Here is a 21500-nt window from a genome sequence, read left to right on the forward strand (position 1 = left end):
TTTTTTTGTTCATTTAATTAGTCATTAATTTTTGTGAATTATTAGGGAATCAGTCTTAAGGCTGAGAGAGCGTACCGTCTAAAGTTCGTTTCCTGCAAAAAGGAAAAATGGTACAATTACACCATTAAAGGAAAAATATCGATCGGAGCATTAAGATTTATCAACAAAAGTGTTTTATTAAATAGCGTATTGGTTTTAGAATGCTTATTGATTTTCGTTCTTGCGCGACTCTAGAATAGAAAGGAGATATTTATTTTGGGTATGAAAATATGGTGGGCTCTAAATATTGTATGGCTATTCATTTTTGCTGCTGGAGCAATATTTATTGGAGTAAGAACAGTTGATTTTGCAGGGGTAGTTCAAACTCCTGAACTTAAAATGGTAGCATTCATTATTTTGGGTATTGTATTTTTATTTGTTGTACTATTCCAACTAATACTACTCATTTTTATTCATTTTGCTAGAAAAGGTTCCACTAATACTTTAACAAAAAGACTATCTTAACAACGGTGGTTTTTGTAGTTTTCTAAGTCACTTAAAGTGGCTTTTTTTATATGGAAAGAAGTTAAAATGCCTATTGTTGTTGGACCGATGATCATTAAACTCCCCTTCCATTCTTCCACTAAACTTTCCGTTAGCCATTCATGATTGCGATAACCACACACTTTAAACATAAAAAAATTGCACCCCAATTGGAGTGCAGTTCAATTTTTATTAAATTAAATAACGAAACCTACAATTGTAGCCGTTAAGATACTAACGAGTGTTGCTCCATACAACAACTTTAAACCAAAGCGAGCAACTATATTCCCTTGTCTTTCATTCAAACCTTTTACCGCTCCAGCAATAATACCGATAGATGCAAAGTTTGCAAAGGATACAAGGAAGACAGAAATAATCGCCACTGTATGTGCACTCATAGACTTAGCTGCCTCTCCTAAGCTTATCATTGCAACAAATTCATTCGTTACTAATTTAGTTGCCATAATTCCTCCGGCAGTAATAGCATCTGCCCACGGTATACCCATTAGGAAAGCTATTGGTGCAAAGATATAACCTAAAATATCTTGGAAGGATACACCAAGAATCATATCAAATAGTGAATTGATTAAATCCATTAATGCTACGAAACCGATCAGCATAGCTCCCACAATGATGGCTACTTTAAAGCCATCCATGATATATTCTCCAAGCATTTGGAAGAAAGATTGCTTATGCTCATCTTCAATTTTTAAAATATCTTCGCTATCTTCTACTGTATACGGATTAATGATTGAAACAATAATAAATCCGCCAAACAAGTTCAACACAATCGCCGTTACAACATATTTTGGTTCAATCATCGTCATATATGCGCCAACAACTGACATAGAAACGGTCGACATTGCAGATGCGCATAATGTATACATTCGCTGTGGACTAATTTTATCTAATTGTTTTTTTACAGTAATGAATACTTCAGATTGACCTACCATTGCAGAAGCAACAGCATTATATGATTCCAATTTCCCCATGCCATTTACTTTACTTAAAAGTAAACCTATCCATTTCATGACGAAAGGAAGAATTTTAAAATGCTGTAAGATCCCTATCAATGCAGATATAAATACAATTGGTAATAACACATTTAGGAAGAAGGAATACTCCCCTTCATTCGCTAAACCACCAAAAACAAAAGTTATGCCCGTACTTGCGTAAGACAATAAATGATCAAATACGTTTGTAAATCCTTTGATTAGAACATAACCAAACTTTGTATTTAGCAGTAATGCTGCAAATAAAAATTGGATGATCAACATAATAATTATGTTTTTATATTTTATTTCTTTTTTGTTTTTACTCATCAACAGAGCTAAACCAAAAACAAGTAGCAATCCGCAAAAGGATATTAAGTATCTCATGAGTTCCTCCATAAATAATATTGATAATTTTTTCGCGTTCGATAGCCGTTTCACTCATTATGTTCCATTATTGGAACTGGAATAACAGCTATAGATCTTAAAACTTAAAATATGCAGACGGTCAGACGTCAGACAAATCACTTCACTATACATTGTTTTCACTAGCAATTCAATAGTTAAAAGAAAAAACTCTGCTAAAAGTGTATACGCTTACAAGATTATCGTATAAAAAAAGACCCTCATAAATGATGGTCTCCGTTTACTACAAGTTTTTGTAAACTGTATTCAAATTATACTGATTTAAATGAACTTATATTAGGTGTTTGAACGCCTGTACCTGTCGCTACGCTTTCGGTACAAAAGTCATTTGCTGAAAGAAGTTAAATTTAATGCTTGTCGGGTAGATTCAATAAGTGATACATCACCTTTAAGTTCCCTTAGCTTTAATGCTTCTTTAAAGCATTTTTCTGCCTCTGCCATTTCCCCTAATTCTAACAAACACTTTCCTTTATGTTGAATGGCAAAGTCCACATATAACGAATTATTGTCTGCCTTACATTTATCTAAAACATCATTGAAGATTGTTAATGCTTCCATTGGATTACCGTTATATTTAATTGCCTCTCCTAGACGTATTAATGACACGATTTCTCGATTGATGTCGTTCTGATTGTAGGCAATTATAATGCATTCTGATAAGATGTTAATGGCTTTTTGTGGTTCTCCATAAATTCTATATAAGTTCCCCAGCGTTCCCATTAAAAAATATTTCTCATCTTCATTCGTTGTATTTGCAAGTAAATTTTCAGCAATGTCTATCATTTCTTTTAACCTCAAAGGATTAGACGTTTTTTCACGAAGATACTCATTGTTATCAAAATAAATTATTTCGCTTATTGTCAAAAGACAGTTTTTAAACTTTGAAAAGTTCATTTTTCAATGCCTCCAATAGTTTTTCTGATCTTCATTTACATCCCCACTTAAAACGGAAAAAATAAAGATAAATATTATCCATAAAGAAATTATTCTATTTCAATGCACTGTCATGTTGGGATTGTCCTCTGAATCCAATTGAAAGTAACTCCATGTTAATCTTGAAAAAGGAATTTATAACCTATCTTCTTTTTGTATAATTCACCTCCATTTTGCGCATATATGGTAGTAACAAGGGAGGTTATTACATTGAAGAAGTTATTTTATTTATTTTTACTAGTCACACTTTTATTATCAGCTTGCGGGAAAAATACTGCTCCAAAGGAAGTTGCTGTCGATAAAAATACTTCCGTTGAAGATATAGTAGGAGCTATCGTTAAAAATAAATTCACTGTGGAAGAAAAGAATGGTATCGTATCAATCTCTATACAGGATACTGATGTGACAAAAGGTATGAAAAATCAAATGCTAAAGGATTCCACAAAAATATTTGCAGAGCTATCTAAGCTACCAAGTGTTAAAACTCCAGCTATTAATTGGTATGCACCGTTAACGAAACCTAACGGTAACAAATCTATGACAGAGCTATTAAATATTTACTTTAGTGAGGAAGACTTTAGAAAGGTTAATTGGGCGAACTATACCCAACTAGATATTGAATCTACTGCTACTCATTATCATCAAGATGCTTCTTTAGGACAATAGAACATTTTTCAACAACAAGATACCCCCTCGCGTATACATAAGGGGGTATCTTTTTAATTGCTTCAGATAAAGGTTTTTGTAATATATTTCCTTCTAAATACCTTTTCTACCCTTCACTATTAAAGGCTACGTTTTAATACCACGAGGGGTATCGGAAGTGAAAAATTTGTACCTGACGCTTCGCTTTCGGTACTTAAAACATTTGCTGAAAAGAATTTATATCCCCTCTGTGTTCATTAATACTAGACGCCAGCCATCTGGATCTTCAATTGTGACGCCTTTTTCAGCCCAATATGAATTTTCTGGCTCCACCTCAGGATAGCCCATTTGCAATAAGCGTTCAGCAATACGCTGTATGGTTGAACGATTTGGAATATACAGTACGAGCAAATTATCCTTTGTTGGTGCTGGGCAAGGACTTCCTTCAATATGCTCTATAAATTCTAAATGATAGCTGGCATTTGGAAGACCAATCATGATGCCAGTGTAGCCTCGATGTCCTGAAAAAGAGCCGATTTTTTCTAACCCTACGCCTTCGCAATAAAATTTTTCAATTTCCTTTATTTTATCAGTCGGTCTTGCTACACGTACCTGTGCCACCTGTAATTCATCTGACCATTGTTGTCTCATAGATAATTTTCTCCTTTTCCATCATTATATAATGGCAAAATAGAGCTAGAGAACAGCCAATAGTCTGAAAAATCACAATCAACTTCATGCTCTTCAGAAATACCCGCGCTTGAAGGTAAAATACCCGCGATGTTGATTGAAATACCCGCGAATTGGAGACAAATACCCGCGCAATCCATGTAAATACCCGCGAAGTGACAATTCTACTTTGAAAAATCACAAATTTTATCTGCAGTTGCCAAGGGATTTTCTTTTTCTAAATAATACTCCTCAGCTGGCCAATATCTTCTTTGATACTTATTTAGTCGTGCTTGAAAATCTCCAATATAGGCATCCCTTTGTAATACTCTTTCCTCTCGAACTGTTCGAGGGATATCTAGAAATAAACGATAATCATAAAAGTTTCTCCATTCATGCCTTAAAAGGAATACGCCCTCGATTATAAAAATACTATTCGTTTCTAATTTTATTTTTCTATCGTTCACGGTATCTGATGATTGATTATAAAACGGAAGTTGGAGTTGTAAATTATTATTATGTAATGGTAACAACATATTATTTTTAAGCAATTCAACATCCCATTGTAAATAATAGTATTCATACCATTCAGCATGGCCAGTATCATAACGTTTACTGCTTTCTACGATATGATTATCTATATGGATTAATTTTACAACACAAATCGATTGTAGTTCCTCCGCCAGTTTGTTAGCTACAGTGGACTTGCCTGCACCACCTAATCCATCAATCGCAACAATGAATGGTCTCTCTTTAACAGAGCTCTTATCAATTATGCCACGGCATAATTGCGTCCGGAATCGGCTTTGTGCTTGCACAAAGCACTCCTTACCGATTCCGTGACATCCACCGGAGGCTTTAACTTCTTTCAGCGAGTGTTTGGACACCCGCTGAAAGAAGTTAAATTGATTAATAATATCGCACTTTAGTTCATGTATATCCATTTATCGATACTCCTAATAAAAAATAACCAGCTCTATCAAAAGAACTGGTTTCATTTAATTTATGATGTTAAAGCAACAATAAAGGAAGCAGCTGTCTTCTCTTTTACTTCTTCTAACGTGACACCCTCTGCTAATTCTATAAGCTGCATTCCTTCATCTGTAAAATCGAAAACAGCCAAATCTGTAATTAGTCTATGCACAACGCCCTTTCCGGTTAACGGTAGCTCACATTGTTTTTTTATTTTTGACTCACCATTTTTATTGACATGCTCCATCACGACGACTACTCTTTTTGCCCCGACTACAAGGTCCATGGCGCCTCCCATACCTTTCACCATTTTCCCCGGAATCATCCAGTTCGCAAGGTCACCCGTTTCAGATACTTCCATGCCACCTAAAATAGCCAGATCGATATGACCTCCGCGAATCATGGCAAATGATTCGGCACTATCAAAGAAGGAGGCACCTGGAACTGCAGTGACTGTTTCTTTACCTGCATTAATTAAATCAGGATCGACCGCGTCTTCTGCTGGATATGGACCAATGCCAAGAAGTCCGTTCTCTGATTGTAAAAGGACGTCATAATCAGATGGAATTGCATTGGCTACTAGTGTTGGGATACCAATACCTAAATTGACGTTCATGCCATTTTGTATTTCTCTTACTGCTCTATTTACTATTCTTTGTCTTGTATCCGCCATCACGCATCCCCCTTTTTTACCGTCAAACGCTCAATACGCTTCTCATAGCTGCCACCTAGTAAAACGCGCTGCACGAACACTCCAGGTGTATGGATATGATCTGGATCTAGCTCTCCAACTTCAACAATTTCCTCTACTTCTGCAATCGTAATTTTTCCTGCCATTGCAGCTAGTGGATTAAAGTTACGTGATGTTTTTCTGAAAACTAAATTTCCTAGCTTGTCCGCCTTCCATGCTTTGACTAGTGCAAAGTCTGCGACAATACCTTTTTCTAAAATGTATTCCTTGCCATCGAAAACCTTTACTTCTTTCCCTTCAGCGATGGGTGTCCCCACTCCAGTAGCTGTGTAAAAACCCGGAATCCCGGCTCCACCAGCTCGCATACGCTCTGCCAACGTACCTTGTGGTGTCAATTCTACTTCAAGCTCCCCACTTAAAAATTGCTGCTCAAAAATTTTATTTTCACCTACATAGGATGCGATCATTTTTTTAATTTGTTTATTTGCTAATAAAAGCCCTAAACCCCAATCATCCACACCGCAGTTATTACTTACAACCGTTAAGTCCTTTGTTCCCTTTTGGACTAGCGATGCAATAGATTTTTCGGGGATTCCACATAGCCCGAAGCCCCCTACGGCTAACGTATCTCCATCTTTAATATCAGCGATGGCCTCCTCAAACGAATTCCACACTTTCCCCTTCCCCATATCGAAACCCCCTAAAATTTCTCGTTTATTAAGGAAAATTCTACCTCAATACTATTTTATAAGTAAAGGAATTAATTAGAATACTATTTATTCTAAAAGTGCATAAATCAATTGTCAGAACGTATTGTACTGAGTAGCTGCTTTAATGCAAAAGATTGATAAGTATTTTTCTTCGTAATAACACCTAAACGCCATGGCATGTCAAAGTTAAGTAATGGAATAATTTTGACATTTTTGTTCGTCTGCTTTGCGGCAATTGAGTATGGTAAAAGTGTCACCCCTAAGTTCGAGGATACTAACTCCACTATTAAATCCCATTGCGAGCTTTTATAGCCGACTACTGGTGTAAATCCTACGCTTTTACATGATTTAATGACATAATCATGTAGTGTGAATTCCTCTGTAAAGATAATGAATGTTTCATTTTTTAAATCCTGTAATCGAATATGTTCTTGCTGAGCTAGTGGATGGGATTCATTAATAAAAACAAAAAATTGGTCTTCTACAAATGATTGGACAGAAAATTTCCTATCATCGGTAGGTATAACGACGATTCCCATATCAACATCGCCATTTTCTACTAATGTTCCGATCATTTTAGCTCCCCGTTCCACAAGCTCTAAATGCACCTCTGGATATTGCTTATGAAACTTCCGAGCAATTTCAGGGAAAAATAGTGTGCCGATTAGCGGCGGAATCCCCAATTTGATCGTACCTGTTTTGATGTTCGATAAATCATCCAATAATATATGTAAATCGTGTACTGAACGTATTATTTTTTGTCCTTGTTTATAGACAATACTACCTGCGTCTGTTAATTCTATATTGCGTGTAGATCGGTTTAACAACTCTACATGAAGAGCATTCTCCAACTTTTTAATGCTTTTACTTAATGAAGGCTGTGACATAAAGCACTCATTAGCTGCCTTTGAAAAACTCCCATGTTCAACAACGGTCATAAAAGCTTTTAAATCTCGCAACTCCATATAGATACCCCCTATTTATTCTAATTTGGTATAAAAAATATTCCAAAATTCCCTATTTAGTAATAAATTCTCCTCATTTTCTACTTATCCTTCTTCTTTAAAATATGTAGACCAAACACAATAGCAATAAGGCTTTGTTATGATTTCAATCACATTTATATCCCGCGATAGTAATCGTGAATTTATTTCTACATTATGTTCCATTTATTGTTCTTAATTCCGATTTCACCTTTCTTTATTCACTTTCCTATGTACAATTAGCAATAAGGGATGGCAGAAAATGAAGGGGGATTTCTAACATGAAAACGTTAACAAGAATTTCAAATGCTATTATGGAAAAATATTTACCTGACCCATACATATTTGTCACTATACTCACAGTATTAGTATTACTTTTAGGGGTTACATTAACAGATTCTTCTCCGCTCGATATGGTGATATATTGGGGAGATGGTTTTTGGGAACTATTAGCATTTACAATGCAAATGGTGATTGTCTTAGCTGCAGGTCACATTTTAGCCAATAGTCCTGTCTTTAAAAAAGGATTATCATCCATTGCAAGTAAAATCAAAACACCAGGCATGGCGATTATCATTGTTACATTCGTATCACTAATCGCTTGCTGGATTAACTGGGGATTCGGGCTTGTTATTGGGGCCCTCTTTGCAAAGGAAATTGCTCGTCATGTTAAAAAAGTAGATTATCGTTTATTAATTGCTAGTGCCTATTCAGGCTTTGTTATTTGGCATGGTGGATTAGCTGGCTCAATTCCGTTATCCATCGCGACTGAAGGTCATAAGTTTGCTGATATTATGGGAATCATCCCAACAAATATTACATTATTTTCAACGTATAATTTATTTATAGTTATTGTTATCGTCTTCACTTTACCGTTCTTTAATCGCTGGATGATGCCAAAGGAAGTAGATACAGTAGAAGTTGACCCTGCTTTATTAGTAGAAGAAAAAACAGAGTTGCCTAAGCCTGAAAACAACTTTGCTAGCCGCTCTGAAAGAAGTTATATTTTAACAATTCTAATTGCTATTATTGGACTCGTATATTTAGTACATCATTTTATGACGAAAGGCTTTGTCCTTGATTTAAATGTGGTCAATACGATTTTTATTGTGTTGGGTATCATTTTTCACGGGACACCACAGCGTTTCCTTGCGGCTGCACAAGATGCTATTAAAACAACAACAGGCATCGTTTTTCAATTTCCGTTTTATGCAGGGATCATGGGCATGATGACCGCTTCTGGTTTAGCTGCTGTATTTTCAGAATGGTTCGTTACTATTTCCAATGAACATACCTTCTATTTGTTTACATTTTTCTCTGCGGGACTTGTTAACTTCTTTGTACCGTCAGGTGGTGGACAATGGGCGGTGCAAGCTCCTATTATGCTAGACGCCGCAACCTCTTTAGGTGCCGACTACGCTAAAACTGCTATGGCTATCGCATGGGGTGACGCTTGGACAAATATGATTCAGCCTTTCTGGGCACTACCAGCCCTTGCAATTGCTGGCTTAAAGGCTAGAGATATAATGGGCTTCTGTTTATTCATTTTACTCTTCACAGGCATTATTATTAGCATTGGCTTCCTGTTTTTCTAGCTGGATATAAAGTACTTCACGGAATATTTATCCGTGAAGTTTTTATTTTCCTTTTGAATGAGCTGAATTGACCTTTAAAACGTTCGTACAAATTTAATGCATTGTCCTTTTGTAGAAATTATTTTTTCTCATACTTTTCACGTTACGTTAGCTTTTACAATGAAAAATATTGAATTAGAACAGGACACTCTACTCTTCCCTTCTCTCTTTCATCAGAAGAAGAGGAGTGGCTTGCACAAGCAATGCAATGCTATTTGAATAAGGAAATGATAAATAGCTATTTTATGGAACTATTTTACATACAGTTCGTACTAATAGATAATAGGATATATCAGGAAAATAGTTGACTCACATATATAAGGGGAGGGTTTCAAATTGAAGAATTCTACGAAAGTAATTGAATGTCCAAAATGTGGTGGGAAGGAGTTAGGGAAAGGTAAGCATACGGGGCCTGCAGTTATGTACCCAGATAATATGCCTAGTATAGGTTCAGTTGTTGAATACATTATTTGCACAGACTGTGGATTTATTATCGAAAGCTATGTAAAAAAGCCAGAGAAATTTAAGGATACACTTTATTGGAAATAAGGATAGAAATGATTCATGTAACGGACGCTATTGTTGGAAAAGGCTTAGATTATTTTAAATAACTTATATTTTCTAGTGTTGTTTATAAAACCATACCTTTCACCCCGTCCTAAACTTAGAACGGGGTTAATTAAATAACTTTATCTTCATTTTATATAGTATGGATTTTTTCTTATTTAAGTAGCTCTATCATTTTTCGAATGACAAATTAGTGGGCTTTTTCTAATGCCAATTTAATGCCAAAGCCTATTAACACTGCGCCTGTCAATCCTTCGATAACAGCTTTCGTCGTCGGCTTTTTCATAAATGCGCTAATTTTATCCAACAAGTAAACATAAAATACAAACCAAAATCCTGTTAACGCTGTATAAATAAGCCCCATGATAAGAAACGGAATAAATGTACCGCTCTTGCCATCTACAAACTGAGGTAAAAATGTGAGAAAAAATACAGCCACCTTGGGGTTTGTAACGTTCGTTAAGAAGCCTTGCTTAAAGCATGATTGCTTCGAATATTTATGATCAATTTGGGTCTCGTCTTGCACTACAGGAGGCTGCGTACGTAATGCCCATAAGGTTTTGATACCTAAATAACATAAATAGACCGCTCCGACGTATTTTAAAATGGCAAATACATATGCTGACTTTACAATAATCGCGGAAAGTCCAATAACTGCTGCAAAAGTATGAATCAATAATCCACAGCACGAACCGAGTAAAGTCTGTAAACCCCCTTTTCTACTTACGGTAAGTGTATTTTTTGTTGCAATCGCCGTATCCGGACCAGGCAAAATAATTAATAAAATACACATTAATAAAAAGACAGATATGTTCACCACTTTAATACCCTCCCTTTTAATCAGAAAATTATAAAAATAATTTTAACATACGGATAGCAATTCAAAAAGGTATGGAAAGAAATTTATCTAAAGTCAGTGCTGTTGATTAGGAATTTATTATTGAATGATAAAAGGAGTTTTTTGTGGATATTTTGCTAATGTATGCCCATTTTTACTGATTGTAGTGTAGGGCTACTTGACTCCCGCGGGAAAAGCGAGACAGACGAGACCCTGCACGGAGCGAAGCGGAGGAAGCGGCTCGACGCTCGCCCGCAGGAAAGCGAGTAGCCCGTAACGGAAATCAGAGCCTTCTAATTAATTAGGATGGATAAAACATTTACAATTGACATGTAACCTTAAGGTGTTATATATTCATAACACCTTAAGGTTATATTTTTTTGAAAAGGAGTTCATTTTAAATGACTGAAAAACTAGAGAATATTGTTAAGACAGTTACACTCAATGCACCGATTGAAAAAGTATGGGAAACAGTAACAGACGCTGAAAAGATTGCTTCTTGGCTTATGCCAAATAATTTTAAGCCAATTGAAGGGCATGAATTTTCAATACAATCACCGTTTGGCCCTTCACCATGTCGAGTAGAACAAGTAGATGCTCCACATTTTGTTCGTTTTGCATGGGATACAGATGGATGGTTTGTCACTTTTGAACTGAAAGAAATTGGTGAGCAAACAGAATTTACGTTAACTCATGGTGGCTGGAAAGAAGCATCACATATCATTCCTAAAGCTAACATGCCTGCTGCAGCTATTCGTACAACAATGGAAGGCGGCTGGACAATGCTTGTCGGCAAAAAATTAAAAGAAGTTGTGGAATCACAATGACACCACTTGCTGTAAAGTATGATGTTTTTCAAGCTATCGCTGATCCAACAAGACGTCATGTCCTACAGCTACTTGCCTCAAGTGATAAACCGATCTCACTTATTTCTGAGAATTTTTCTATAAGCCGAACTGCTGTCGTGAAGCATTTAAAAATTTTAGAACAGGCTGAGCTAGTCTCTGCCCAGAAAAAGGGACGAGAAAAAGTATACACATTACATGCCGAAAAACTAAAAGAGATTGAAGACTGGCTACAGTACTTTGATTTATTTTGGGATAATAAATTGGCAAAACTACAAAGTATTTTTGAAGATAATTAAATGGCAAGGAGCTGTCCTACTATCAGGGACAGCTCCTCGTTTAATTTTAATAAAGATAAAATAATCCACCATTAATAATTTCTATTTTAATTTTCGTATCGTATTGTTCCTCTAATGCCTTCTTTTCAATTTCATAACATTCTGGTTTGTCTTCTTCCTCTTCATAAAAATAATCGAGAACTCGCTGATCACGTTGCCATCGTTTTTTTGCTTTAGTAGCCCATGAATGATCATCTTGTTCAATGATTTTTTCAATAGTAGCATTTAATCTTTCGAGTGCTCTAAGGGGCTTTATGATAAATTGCACATGAAAAGCATTATCTGCTGGAACAGTGTCAAATTCGGCTGTACATATTGTCTCTTGAAATTCCTCATTTATGATCCCCGTTAGCAAGTTTATGCCAAATGAATAAAGCATTTCTTTCGTTTGGTCGCAGCAATACGACACTTTAAAATTAACACCTAGCCATGGAGTCAGGATAACTTGCCCTATTGCGGTATCCACCTTCTCAAAAAGCTGAACATAAGCTCCTAGCTCCCTTGTTGCTTGAAAAAGCTGGTTCATTCTCGGAGAACCGAAATGAATACCTTCGCCATAAAGGCTCCCAGCTGATGCTGTTTGATTTGTAATGAAAGTTACTTGGGCTGGGTTTGCTTCACTATTTGTAGCTTCTACGTATTGCCAATAAAAAGGGCGATTCATTATTCTTTTATCGATATCAACTGTTAATTGTACTGTAAGATAATGCTGATCTTCTCCTACAATACGGCAATCATTTTCAGTGAAAAATTGTCGTAAATAACTATGAACTTGCTGTGGATACATAGTCCTTCTCCCTTACACTATACAGATTCTTTAAAGTTAGATAGAATCGCATCTAAGTCGCCTACTACCTTTTCGAAAACATCAATTTTCGTATGAAGTAATGCTAATATATTCTCTTCAATCGTATTGGCAATAGCCAGATTATAAATATGAACATCATGCTCTTGCCCTAATCGATGTACACGACCAATTCGTTGTTCTAGCTTCATCGGATTCCAGGGCAAATCATAGTTAATGACATGATGACAAAATTGAAGGTTAATCCCCTCACCACCTGCCTCTGTTGCGATTAGAACCTGTGCCCTTTCCTTAAAAAGATGCTTCATATAATCACGTTTACTTTTATTATATTTACCGTTGAACAGAACACTCGTAATACCGTTAGAATGTAAATACCATTGCAAATAAATTTGAGTAGCTCTATATTCTGTAAAAATAATCACTTTATCCTTGGCCTGTTCGACTATTTCAAGTGTCTTTTTCGCCTTTGAATTCACTTCTAAGGCCATTAATTTTGCTAGTATATCTTCAATTTCTTGTGATTGAGTATTGTCTTCAAGCATTTTAGTTAACGTTAAAGCCGTTGCCTCTTTGCTACTACACATTTCCTTCTGCAATGTAATCATTGAAAAAGAGCCTGTATTTTGAAGCGTTCCGAGCAGATTATAAACTTCCTCTTCTTCCTTCGTAAATCGAATAGGAACAATTTGAACACGGCGATTTGTCCATTCAATACCCGTGTCCTCCCTCCTATTCCTCACCATCACCTGATTCACTAATTCTTTTAAATAATCATTATGCTCTAAATCATGCTTACTTGCCGAGAATGCAGATTGAAATGTATCATAATTGCCAAGATGACCAGGCTTAAGTAAAGAAATAAGATAAAATAATTCAAAAACATCGTTTTGAATCGGTGTTGCCGTTAATAATAAACAAAACTTTTTCTTTAAGCCTTGTACAAATTCATAAATTTGGGTTTTATGATTTTTTAGTTTATGCGCTTCATCGATTATAATCATGTCGTAATTCTGCTCATAAATGCGCTCTCTGTGAGGACTCTTCTTCGCCGTATCCATACTCATAATAAGAACATCATGGCGCTCAATCTGAACATTTTTTTTATAAGCTACTGCTGGAATGTGGAACTTTATATTTAATTCTTCAACCCACTGATTAATAAGAGATGCTGGAGCTAATATTAAAACTTTTTTTACGAGTCCTCGAATCAGGTATTCTTTTAAAACTAAACCTGCTTCAATTGTTTTACCAAGACCTACCTCGTCGGCTAATATCGCTTTACCATTCATACGCTCAATGACTGTCTCTGCTGCTTCCAACTGGTGCTTAAGCGGCTTTAAGTTTGGTAAATACTTTGTCGCCTGTAAACCTGTGAAATCAGTTATTAACTTCATTTTCACAATGTCATAATTCATCTTGTACAATGTCCAACTATCCCACTTTTCAAGATGATTTAGTTTATTTATAAAGCCCTCTTCCCATTCGGACGACCTTTCTATTTTCATGATCATCACCTCATACCATTATTTCTAGTTTAGGTTGTCCAAAAAAGAGAAAGCTATGTTAAGCTTTTGCGAAAGAAAATAAATATCTAATAAAGTTTTTCCAATCAACATCAGTATAGAATTTTATCAATTTTATGCGTTTTAAAATGAACGCTATGACTTATCACCATATTTGAACAAATAGACTCATAACAGTGACGCGAGTGTACCTCTGCATTCGCAAAATAAAACATAGTTTTATTACTATAAATTAGAATGTCATGCCAGAGATACATGCTTGGCGAAGTGGTTGATTGGAGTGGAGGCTGAAGCAACAATCTTTGAGAAAGAAGCTTAAAATAAAGACTTATATCAATAGAAAAATCCGCCTCGCTTTCTTTGATCAAATCAAGAGCCACAAAAGTCTGCGTGGATTTTTCTCTTTTTATTTAAGGTAACAGATTCTCCTTTCAACTTAACAGCTACAGTCAATTTATTAACCATCGAATAATTATTTTAAAATAATAAAATGCGGACCAAAATTTTCTAAAATATACTATTTGATTACTTTTTGATACACTATTGGAAAAACAAAATGAGGTCAACATGAAAAGGAAAGTATTTATTTTACATGAGATTTATGGAGTCAACGATTTTATAAAAATGCAAGCTGAGGCATACAGTAACGCCAACACTACTGTTGAGTGCATTTCTTTATATATAGACAATAGAATATTTCCATATAAGCAAGAACAGCACGCTTATGCGTATTTCATAACTGAAATCGGCTTTGATACTCCCCTTGAACAACTCACAGAAAAAATATTGGAGGCTAGGTCACATTATGATGAAGTGCTCTTAATCGGATTTAGCGTGGGTGCAACATTAGCTTGGAGACTATCAACACTGCCATTACAAGGAATCGTTTGCGTTTATGGTTCACGCATTCGCCAATACCTAGATGTAATCCCCTCTTGTCCGACACTCGTTATTTTACCAAGTCATGAGAAAAGTTTTAATGTCCATGACTTAAAAGGAACACTCGATGCATTGCCATCTGTTCATACGAAACAATATCTAGGTCAGCATGGTTTTATGGACTGCAATCATTCAAACTATTTTTATGAAAGTTATCTACAGGCACAGGCTGAAATCTCGCAATTTTTCGAAATTAAACAAAGTCAAGGAGGACTAAGTAATGAATCAAAATGAAAGCATAATTATTGATCCTTATATAGAAGGAGGAAATGTAATTTATCCAAATTTCCACCTATCTATGCAGCCTGGCATTATTATTGGCATCTATACGGACGTGACAAAAATACATACATTAATACAGTGGTTTGCGAAGCAAAGCAATACGTATACACATTTTCGTGAAAATGCCTTGTATGAGCGACTGACGGTTCAAGAATATATCAAATTTTGCTTAAAGCTTTTTAATGCTTCTTCTGAAAAGCTGGAAGATCTATTAACATTGTTCGCTTTAACGGAGAAAAAAAGCATTAAAATCAGCAAGCTTTCAAATGGAGAAAAGCTACGCTTAAAATTTATTCATACATATCTTAATCAGGCACCGATACAAGTTTTAGAAGAACCATTCCAAAATCTAGATGAGTTTTCCAAACAAAAAGTCATTCAGTTATTGGACGTCCTTCAAAAACAGAATAAAACAGTCATTTTACTGTCTAACAATTTTGAGGATTTAATCGTTTCGAGTACAGAAATACATAGACTGGATGCAATGGGCTTACATGCATTAGATGTGAAAGAAGATGAGGCAGAACTAGCTTCTCCCTCTCTTGAAAGTGCACCTATTCGACTTGATAAAATCCCTACAAAGAAGAACGATAAGATTATTTTATTTAATCCCCCTGAAATCGATTATATTGAAAGTGTTGAGGGTGTTGTTTCACTGTATGTTACAGGTGAAGCCTTTCCATGTACATTATCACTAAATGAGCTTGAGCAGAAACTGACACCATTTGGCTTTTTTAGAAGTCATCGCTCATATATCGTTAACTTACAAAAGGTACGGGAAATCATTACATGGACTCGCAATAGCTACAGCCTAGCCTTAAATAGCAATGAAAAGACCGTAGTACCTTTGTCGAAAAATAAGCTTGCTGATTTAAAGGAAATACTCGGAATTTAGTAGATTTCCCAGGAAATAAACGACTCCTGTCAGCTAAACTATTTCTCCGCTAATGGTCATTTTACTGCCTTTCACCTGTAATTTAATGTTGTTATCTTCTTTGTCCCTTATAGTTGAGACATCAACAACAACACAGGGAGGTTATCAAATGAACGCAGTGATCGATGTTCAGCATTTGAAAAAAACATTTAATAAGGAAACAGCATTACAGGATGTTTCATTTACCATTCAAAAAGGAGAAATATTCGGCTTTCTTGGACCTAGCGGCTCCGGAAAAACGACTACTATTAAAATATTAACAGCACAAACTGAAAAAACTGATGGCGACGTTTTATTGTTTGGCCGCCCAGCAAATGAGATGAAACAAAGTAACAATCGTAAACGCTTCGGTATTTTAACAGATAATAGCGGACTATATACACGACTTTCAATCGAGGAGAATTTATTACTATTTAGTAATTTATATCAATTACCTAAATCAGCCGTAAAAGAGGCGTTGGATTTTGTTAACCTATACGGTGACCGTAAGAAGAAAATTAGTCAGCTTTCTAAAGGAATGATGCAACGTGTTACGCTGGCACGTGCCATCATGCATAAACCAGAACTATTATTTTTAGATGAACCAACTTCTGCACTCGATCCTGTTAATACACAACATATTTATAATGGATTGCGCAAATTAAACGAGATGGGTACAACAATATTTTTAACAACACATGATATGGGTGAAGCAGAAATACTTTGTGATCGTGTAGCCTTCTTACATAAAGGAAAAATTCGAGCAATTGGTGCGCCAAAGGATTTGAAAAAAGAGTTCGGTGATGAATCTATTACCGTTGAATTAAAAAATGGCGCCAGTGAAGTCATTCAAAATGGAGAACAGGATGCAGAAAAACTGTTTCATTGGATGCAATCGAACGAAGTTTCACGCATTTATACGAATGAGCCAACACTAGGTACTATTTTTATGCAAATAACAGGGAGTGATTTAGTATGAACCTTTCAATGACACGTATTCAAGCTATTTTAATGAAAGATTACAAGGAATTTTCACGTAACTATGCGGTATCCGTTATGTTACTTATGCCACTTGTTATGGCATTTTTATACAACAAAACAGGTGCAGCTACTATCGATGCCTATTTCCTTCCAATAAATATTGCATTTTCTACGGTGACTGCCTATGTACAATGCTGTCTAATTGCAGAGGAGAAAGAAAAAAATACGCTTCGTAGTCTAATGCTTTCCCCTGCTTCACTTGGCGATATTTTAATTGGTAAAAGCTTGTTTGTCTCTATCCTTACAATGGTAGTTGTAGCATTGACTATTTTCATAGTTGGCTATAACCCAGCTAATCTTTTCATCTTAGCTATCGCTTTAATACTTTCGACTGTGTTTTATATTGCAATAGGAACATTATGTGGATTATTCGCCAAAACGATTATGGAAGGATCTCTTATTATTCTACCAGTTATCATTATTTTCTCGTTTGGCTCGCTTGCCTTAGCATTATCGTCTGCCTTTCCTATTTTAAAAATCGCTGAGTGGTTACCAAGTTCTCAATTGCTACTATTAGCAGAAGCTTTAGAAGGAACATACACAACAATGGATGTCATTATTCCAATAGCTACTATCATCGCATGGTCAATAGTAACTTGGATAGTAGTAGGATATATTTATAAAAAAAGAATGGTCGATTAATTTTTATTAAAAGTCAAGTTATAAGCTAAAATTACTTTAAATAATGAATTCTTATTTAATGTCACACATTATATGTATAGAAATTAAGAGGATAGAAGAGCTTAAATAAATTCGCTCTATCTATCCTCTTTTTTACCAAAGATATAGGTTGTTTTCTAAAAGATTGTTGCTATTCAACTAACGGAGCAGGTTAGTTTAAGGAGGGGACTTATAAGTTAATAAAGAATAATTAAGAGGATAAACCAGAAAATGAGGTGTTGATATGAGGTTTATAGATAGATGGGCAAATTCAGAAAAAGTTAAAATTCATTACCTTGAAAGTGCTGATTATAATACGTCTGTAACCCCTTTAGTTTATGTGCCAGGTGCTTTAAATTTTGCAGAACAATCAACTGATTTGTTGGGAAAACTATTATCAAGAAAATGTATAACGATGAGTCTAAGAGGCCGTGGAAATAGTGATGCCCCCAAAGGTGGATATTCTTTTGATGACCATGTTAAAGACCTACATGCTATAATATCAGATTGTAAAGTTAAGAATTATTGTTTAATGGCATATTCTATGGGTGTTCCATATGCGATTAAGTTTGCTTCGGAACAGACTGATATAAAAGGTTTGATTATCTGCGATTACCCTGCAAAATACCCTTACATACCTGAAACATGGTCAGATAGAATTCTTAATAGTGGTTATTTAAACGAAGGCAGGAGACATGTTGTAACAGGTATCCAGAAAGAATCAAGACAAATTGACCTTTATAGTGAATTATCCTTGATTAAAGTACCTGTATTAATTATTAAGGGTGGAACTGATGGTTCACTTTTGAAAGAAATGGAAGTTGAAAAATATAGGAATTACCTTAATGATGTGAACATAATTGAGATAGCTAGTTCGGGACATGAACTATGGGAGCCAGATTTAAATAAATATCTTCAAATAATTAATGAATTCTTAGAAAAATTGGATAGTTCTTGTTAAGCTAGCCTAATAAATTTGAGTTCGATAGAACTCTTTACTTAGGAATCCCCCACTTCTAAACGAAGTGAAAGTGGGGGTAGTTCAATCAATAATTCCAATTTCTAGAGCCTTGTGGACAGCTTCTTCCTTGTTACGCACTCCTAACTTTGAGTAAGCTGTTGAAGCATAGTTCCTGACCGTACCATTCGATAAATATAGCCTTGAAGCTATCGTATTGTATCGAAGTCCTTTTGCTACTAGCTGCAATATTTCTATCTCCCTAGCTGTTAGCTCATAAGCGGTTGCTTTTGATTGTGGTGTCTCTTTTTGCTCATCAAACTTCTCAAATATTTTGTGAGACATCCCCTGATCAATCAGTGTCCCACCTTTGTGAATAAGTCGGATCGTATTAGCTAGCTCCAACGTTTCAATAGATTTGAGTAAAAAACCATCCGCACCGTTGCGAAGCGATTCTAACGCCTGTTCGGTATCTTGAAACGTTGTAAAAATCAATACGCGGATATGTGGCCATTGTTGCTTAATCTTTTTGGTTGCTTCGATTCCATCCATGTGCTGCATATCTAAATCCATAAGTATAACGTGGGGTTGAAGGCGCCCACACAAATCGATGGCTTGATTGCCATCCTCAGCCAAACCGACTACATTTAAATCTTCATATCTATCGAGTAGTGTCCTCAAACTTTCTCGAACAAATGGCTGGTCGTCTACAATTAACAAACGAATAAGTCCATCTTTTATTTCAATTTGTCGCGGTATGGTACATGTAACAAGCATTCCTTCCTCTGGCTTTGTATATACAGACAATTGCCCCTGCAAATTCATTGCCCGTTCTTTCATCGCATTCATACCGAAGCCTTCCTGCCATTCTACATTTCCTTTTCCGTTATCTTGAACTTCTAACCTCGTATATTGTTGTTCAAACTGCAATGAAACTATAATTTCAGTCCCCTGACCATGACGTACTGCATTTGTAAGAGATTCTTGTAAGCAACGAATGAATGCGATCTTCGCTTGCTGAGACAGTTGATATTCCTCTCCGAATGTCCTAAAACTTACATATACCTGAGCGTGCTCCTGAAATTCGGCTCCAAGATTTTGTAGAGATTGAATCAAGGAAGACGATTGACACGGAGAATCCATTTGATGTAGGTAACCTCTCACGTCCTCGATGCTTTTACGTCCCATTTCAAGCAAAGAATCTAGCCTCTGTATACCCATTTCAGTAGCAAGTTCGGTACGCAACGTTTCCATCCCCATAATAATAGAAGTATAAGCGTGACCAACTGTATCATGAAGCTCACTCGACAGTCTGTTCCGTTCTTCTGCCAGTGTAATGCGTTCAATCTGAGACATATATTGCTCAAGTACCGCGTTTTGTTTACGAATCGCTTCATTTTGCTTATGATTGACGATTAATAAATGGAAAGCGAAGCCCATTACATAAGCGAGTCCATAGTAGGTAACCAAAATCCAATAGCTATTACTTGGCGCAACCGCATAGAGAATTCCAGTTGTTATAAAAACTGTTGTTGGAGCTGTCCAATAATAGGACAAATGCTTACTATTCGCAGCAATTAGAAACACCGATATAAGAAATGTGATGTAAGCTTCCGGAAATAATGAGGTTAAATATATACATAGTCCACCATATAGCAGTATTTCTGTGAACAAATAATATTTATAATTGAATAGTAAGGCTACCCATGGAATCGAGAAGGCAACAACCTCCCAAAAAATAATAATCCAAAGTGGCAATGTTAAACTAACCGGAAAATCTAATGTGTTTATGACGATAGAGATACTAACAAGTATACGGACTCCTAACATAATCCAATCGTACCAAACCCAATACTTAACCATATCTAACAAGTCATTTACCCCCTAAATAGCCTACCTTTTTACTTCCTATTTTATAAATTAATCCTTCATACATTGTTATAATTTTTAATTTTACACTACAATTCTCTCACAGAAGGCAAACTTCTATCGATTTAGTTGCCGAATCATGCTACGTGTATAGCCCCCAATTTTCTTTGTCAAACCATCTACTATTCTACTACTTATGGCGATAAATACTATACCCATAGACATTACAAAGAGTGACTTGGCAAAAGTATCTATCTGTATGAATATAATATTCATTTCGAAGTAGCGATACAGTAGTGGTGCGAACAGCAACATAAGTGGCATTATATAAAAAATGGTTGCACAAATGAGACTAAAAATGCCAATCACAAATTTCTGCATTAACCAATAGACAGCAGACCAATTGCGACGATCGGTAAGCACTAATTTCACCTGAGTCCAGTTCGATGTATCTATTGTTATACTTCTATCATAAGAGTCTGTTGAAATATCTGTATAAATTTTCGTCTGTATGCGCTCGAATTGGATAAAAGGTGTAGTAGTCTGTAGTACGCGTATAACTAGTGGAATCCCAATTACCGTAAATGAAAGGGTGAAGCTGAATAGCAGAGCTATTAGATAAAAACAAAAATAAAACAATCCTGTAACGAAAGTTAGCAATAAAAAATAACCATTCTTGATGAATCTTGATTTCATAAAGTTCATCGCTCCTATCTATGTAATAACCGAAATGTACTGCTTT

The 21500-nt window shown here is 35.7% G+C and carries 25 protein-coding genes; 11 read left to right on the forward strand and 14 right to left on the reverse strand.

The window, feature by feature from the left end; translation table 11 throughout:
• The first annotated feature begins 261 nt into the window (after window positions 1-261).
• A complete protein-coding gene (locus ACQKN2_RS11560; protein WP_427415167.1) occupies window positions 262-504 on the forward strand; it encodes a DUF3923 family protein in 243 nt (80 codons plus the stop codon).
• Here ACQKN2_RS11560 and ACQKN2_RS11565 read toward each other — a convergent pair.
• The 3 genes from ACQKN2_RS11565 to ACQKN2_RS11575 all read right to left on the reverse strand — a co-directional run bounded on the left by ACQKN2_RS11565 (window position 501) and on the right by ACQKN2_RS11575 (window position 2834).
• On the reverse strand, window positions 501-674 hold the full coding sequence (locus tag ACQKN2_RS11565) for a hypothetical protein (protein ID WP_427415104.1): 174 nt from the start codon (window positions 672-674) through the stop codon (window positions 501-503). The genes ACQKN2_RS11560 and ACQKN2_RS11565 overlap by 4 nt on opposite strands.
• A 45-nt stretch (window positions 675-719) precedes the next feature.
• On the reverse strand, window positions 720-1901 hold the full coding sequence (locus ACQKN2_RS11570) for a NupC/NupG family nucleoside CNT transporter (RefSeq protein WP_323651085.1): 1182 nt from the start codon (window positions 1899-1901) through the stop codon (window positions 720-722).
• Between the two features lie 363 nt (window positions 1902-2264).
• Window positions 2265-2834, reverse strand: a complete 570-nt coding sequence (locus tag ACQKN2_RS11575; RefSeq protein ID WP_427415105.1) for a tetratricopeptide repeat protein — start codon at window positions 2832-2834, stop codon at window positions 2265-2267.
• A gap of 249 nt (window positions 2835-3083) precedes the next feature.
• Between ACQKN2_RS11575 and ACQKN2_RS11580 the strand changes: the two genes are divergently transcribed.
• Window positions 3084-3539, forward strand: coding sequence for a hypothetical protein (locus ACQKN2_RS11580; RefSeq protein WP_427415106.1), 456 nt, complete (start codon window positions 3084-3086; stop codon window positions 3537-3539).
• Window positions 3540-3755: 216 nt separating this feature from the next.
• On the opposite strand, the gene ACQKN2_RS11585 is transcribed toward ACQKN2_RS11580, so the two are convergent.
• The 6 genes from ACQKN2_RS11585 to ACQKN2_RS11610 form a co-directional block, all read right to left on the reverse strand.
• Window positions 3756-4169 carry a VOC family protein gene (locus ACQKN2_RS11585; RefSeq protein WP_427415107.1) on the reverse strand — a complete coding sequence of 138 codons (414 nt, stop codon included), beginning with the start codon at window positions 4167-4169 and terminating at the stop codon, window positions 3756-3758.
• Entirely contained in the window at window positions 4166-4348 is a 183-nt protein-coding gene (locus ACQKN2_RS11590; RefSeq protein ID WP_427415108.1) for a hypothetical protein, read from the reverse strand. Before ACQKN2_RS11590 ends, ACQKN2_RS11585 begins: the two co-directional genes overlap by 4 nt.
• Before the next feature lie 24 nt (window positions 4349-4372).
• Window positions 4373-5131 (reverse strand): kinase, encoded by a 759-nt coding sequence (locus ACQKN2_RS11595; protein WP_427415109.1) that lies wholly within the window; start codon window positions 5129-5131, stop codon window positions 4373-4375.
• A gap of 59 nt (window positions 5132-5190) precedes the next feature.
• On the reverse strand, window positions 5191-5832 hold the full coding sequence (locus tag ACQKN2_RS11600) for a 3-oxoacid CoA-transferase subunit B (RefSeq protein WP_427415110.1): 642 nt from the start codon (window positions 5830-5832) through the stop codon (window positions 5191-5193).
• On the reverse strand, window positions 5832-6539 hold the full coding sequence (locus ACQKN2_RS11605) for a CoA transferase subunit A (protein WP_427415111.1): 708 nt from the start codon (window positions 6537-6539) through the stop codon (window positions 5832-5834). The genes ACQKN2_RS11600 and ACQKN2_RS11605 overlap by 1 nt, the downstream gene beginning before the upstream one ends.
• A gap of 107 nt (window positions 6540-6646) precedes the next feature.
• The gene (locus tag ACQKN2_RS11610) at window positions 6647-7525 is read right to left on the reverse strand and encodes a LysR family transcriptional regulator (RefSeq protein ID WP_427415112.1); all 879 of its coding nucleotides are present in this window, start codon (window positions 7523-7525) and stop codon (window positions 6647-6649) included.
• Window positions 7526-7824: 299 nt separating this feature from the next.
• Between ACQKN2_RS11610 and ACQKN2_RS11615 the strand changes: the two genes are divergently transcribed.
• A complete protein-coding gene (locus ACQKN2_RS11615) occupies window positions 7825-9138 on the forward strand; it encodes a short-chain fatty acid transporter (RefSeq protein WP_427415113.1) in 1314 nt (437 codons plus the stop codon).
• 375 nt (window positions 9139-9513) lie between these two features.
• Complete coding sequence (locus ACQKN2_RS11620) at window positions 9514-9726, forward strand: transcription initiation factor TFIIIB (protein WP_427415114.1); 213 nt, start codon at window positions 9514-9516, stop codon at window positions 9724-9726.
• Between the two features lie 208 nt (window positions 9727-9934).
• Here ACQKN2_RS11620 and ACQKN2_RS11625 read toward each other — a convergent pair whose 3' ends face one another.
• A complete protein-coding gene (locus ACQKN2_RS11625) occupies window positions 9935-10564 on the reverse strand; it encodes a LysE family translocator (protein ID WP_427415115.1) in 630 nt (209 codons plus the stop codon).
• A 419-nt stretch (window positions 10565-10983) separates the two neighbouring features.
• Here ACQKN2_RS11625 and ACQKN2_RS11630 point away from each other — a divergent pair, with 419 nt between their 5' ends.
• Together ACQKN2_RS11630 and ACQKN2_RS11635 are read left to right on the forward strand one after the other, a co-directional pair.
• Window positions 10984-11409, forward strand: coding sequence for an SRPBCC family protein (locus tag ACQKN2_RS11630; protein ID WP_427415116.1), 426 nt, complete (start codon window positions 10984-10986; stop codon window positions 11407-11409).
• Complete coding sequence (locus ACQKN2_RS11635; protein ID WP_427415117.1) at window positions 11406-11726, forward strand: ArsR/SmtB family transcription factor; 321 nt, start codon at window positions 11406-11408, stop codon at window positions 11724-11726. Before ACQKN2_RS11630 ends, ACQKN2_RS11635 begins: the two co-directional genes overlap by 4 nt.
• A gap of 46 nt (window positions 11727-11772) precedes the next feature.
• Here the strand turns inward: ACQKN2_RS11635 and ACQKN2_RS11640 are convergent, their stop codons facing one another.
• Both ACQKN2_RS11640 and ACQKN2_RS11645 read right to left on the reverse strand, forming a co-directional pair.
• On the reverse strand, window positions 11773-12552 hold the full coding sequence (locus ACQKN2_RS11640) for a YqhG family protein (protein WP_427415118.1): 780 nt from the start codon (window positions 12550-12552) through the stop codon (window positions 11773-11775).
• A gap of 17 nt (window positions 12553-12569) precedes the next feature.
• Window positions 12570-14084 (reverse strand): DEAD/DEAH box helicase, encoded by a 1515-nt coding sequence (locus tag ACQKN2_RS11645; RefSeq protein WP_427415119.1) that lies wholly within the window; start codon window positions 14082-14084, stop codon window positions 12570-12572.
• A 555-nt stretch (window positions 14085-14639) separates the two neighbouring features.
• Here ACQKN2_RS11645 and ACQKN2_RS11650 point away from each other — a divergent pair.
• The 5 genes from ACQKN2_RS11650 to ACQKN2_RS11670 all read left to right on the forward strand — a co-directional run bounded on the left by ACQKN2_RS11650 (window position 14640) and on the right by ACQKN2_RS11670 (window position 18892).
• Window positions 14640-15269, forward strand: coding sequence for a dienelactone hydrolase family protein (locus ACQKN2_RS11650; RefSeq protein WP_427415120.1), 630 nt, complete (start codon window positions 14640-14642; stop codon window positions 15267-15269).
• Complete coding sequence (locus tag ACQKN2_RS11655) at window positions 15256-16212, forward strand: LytTR family transcriptional regulator DNA-binding domain-containing protein (protein WP_427415121.1); 957 nt, start codon at window positions 15256-15258, stop codon at window positions 16210-16212. The genes ACQKN2_RS11650 and ACQKN2_RS11655 overlap by 14 nt, the downstream gene beginning before the upstream one ends.
• A 148-nt stretch (window positions 16213-16360) precedes the next feature.
• On the forward strand, window positions 16361-17209 hold the full coding sequence (locus ACQKN2_RS11660) for an ABC transporter ATP-binding protein (RefSeq protein ID WP_427415122.1): 849 nt from the start codon (window positions 16361-16363) through the stop codon (window positions 17207-17209).
• Window positions 17206-17913, forward strand: coding sequence for an ABC transporter permease (locus ACQKN2_RS11665; RefSeq protein WP_427415123.1), 708 nt, complete (start codon window positions 17206-17208; stop codon window positions 17911-17913). Before ACQKN2_RS11660 ends, ACQKN2_RS11665 begins: the two co-directional genes overlap by 4 nt.
• 262 nt (window positions 17914-18175) lie before the next feature.
• Window positions 18176-18892, forward strand: coding sequence for an alpha/beta fold hydrolase (locus tag ACQKN2_RS11670; RefSeq protein WP_427415124.1), 717 nt, complete (start codon window positions 18176-18178; stop codon window positions 18890-18892).
• A gap of 81 nt (window positions 18893-18973) precedes the next feature.
• On the opposite strand, the gene ACQKN2_RS11675 is transcribed toward ACQKN2_RS11670, so the two are convergent.
• Together ACQKN2_RS11675 and ACQKN2_RS11680 are read right to left on the reverse strand one after the other, a co-directional pair.
• Window positions 18974-20761 carry a response regulator gene (locus ACQKN2_RS11675; protein WP_427415125.1) on the reverse strand — a complete coding sequence of 596 codons (1788 nt, stop codon included), beginning with the start codon at window positions 20759-20761 and terminating at the stop codon, window positions 18974-18976.
• 114 nt (window positions 20762-20875) lie between these two features.
• A complete protein-coding gene (locus tag ACQKN2_RS11680; protein WP_403000213.1) occupies window positions 20876-21454 on the reverse strand; it encodes a sensor domain-containing protein in 579 nt (192 codons plus the stop codon).
• Window positions 21455-21500 lie beyond the last annotated feature (46 nt).

The sequence above is a fragment of the Lysinibacillus sp. NPDC093688 genome (assembly GCF_050280145.1).
In the GTDB taxonomy this organism is placed as follows: domain Bacteria; phylum Bacillota; class Bacilli; order Bacillales_A; family Planococcaceae; genus Lysinibacillus; species Lysinibacillus xylanilyticus_B.

Coding starts and splice junctions, on each gene's coding strand:
- ACQKN2_RS11630 (WP_427415116.1), top strand. CDS start 10,984: ATGACTGAAAAACTAGAGAATATTGTTAAGACAGTTACACTCAATGCA.
- ACQKN2_RS11605 (WP_427415111.1), bottom strand. CDS start 6,539: ATGGGGAAGGGGAAAGTGTGGAATTCGTTTGAGGAGGCCATCGCTGAT.
- ACQKN2_RS11655 (WP_427415121.1), top strand. CDS start 15,256: ATGAATCAAAATGAAAGCATAATTATTGATCCTTATATAGAAGGAGGA.
- ACQKN2_RS11560 (WP_427415167.1), top strand. CDS start 262: ATGAAAATATGGTGGGCTCTAAATATTGTATGGCTATTCATTTTTGCT.
- ACQKN2_RS11640 (WP_427415118.1), bottom strand. CDS start 12,552: ATGTATCCACAGCAAGTTCATAGTTATTTACGACAATTTTTCACTGAA.
- ACQKN2_RS11570 (WP_323651085.1), bottom strand. CDS start 1,901: ATGAGATACTTAATATCCTTTTGCGGATTGCTACTTGTTTTTGGTTTA.
- ACQKN2_RS11585 (WP_427415107.1), bottom strand. CDS start 4,169: ATGAGACAACAATGGTCAGATGAATTACAGGTGGCACAGGTACGTGTA.
- ACQKN2_RS11670 (WP_427415124.1), top strand. CDS start 18,176: ATGAGGTTTATAGATAGATGGGCAAATTCAGAAAAAGTTAAAATTCAT.
- ACQKN2_RS11660 (WP_427415122.1), top strand. CDS start 16,361: ATGAACGCAGTGATCGATGTTCAGCATTTGAAAAAAACATTTAATAAG.
- ACQKN2_RS11610 (WP_427415112.1), bottom strand. CDS start 7,525: ATGGAGTTGCGAGATTTAAAAGCTTTTATGACCGTTGTTGAACATGGG.
- ACQKN2_RS11665 (WP_427415123.1), top strand. CDS start 17,206: ATGAACCTTTCAATGACACGTATTCAAGCTATTTTAATGAAAGATTAC.
- ACQKN2_RS11680 (WP_403000213.1), bottom strand. CDS start 21,454: ATGAAATCAAGATTCATCAAGAATGGTTATTTTTTATTGCTAACTTTC.
- ACQKN2_RS11645 (WP_427415119.1), bottom strand. CDS start 14,084: ATGATCATGAAAATAGAAAGGTCGTCCGAATGGGAAGAGGGCTTTATA.
- ACQKN2_RS11575 (WP_427415105.1), bottom strand. CDS start 2,834: ATGAACTTTTCAAAGTTTAAAAACTGTCTTTTGACAATAAGCGAAATA.
- ACQKN2_RS11635 (WP_427415117.1), top strand. CDS start 11,406: ATGACACCACTTGCTGTAAAGTATGATGTTTTTCAAGCTATCGCTGAT.
- ACQKN2_RS11595 (WP_427415109.1), bottom strand. CDS start 5,131: ATGGATATACATGAACTAAAGTGCGATATTATTAATCAATTTAACTTC.
- ACQKN2_RS11590 (WP_427415108.1), bottom strand. CDS start 4,348: ATGGATTGCGCGGGTATTTGTCTCCAATTCGCGGGTATTTCAATCAAC.
- ACQKN2_RS11615 (WP_427415113.1), top strand. CDS start 7,825: ATGAAAACGTTAACAAGAATTTCAAATGCTATTATGGAAAAATATTTA.
- ACQKN2_RS11600 (WP_427415110.1), bottom strand. CDS start 5,832: ATGGCGGATACAAGACAAAGAATAGTAAATAGAGCAGTAAGAGAAATA.
- ACQKN2_RS11565 (WP_427415104.1), bottom strand. CDS start 674: ATGTTTAAAGTGTGTGGTTATCGCAATCATGAATGGCTAACGGAAAGT.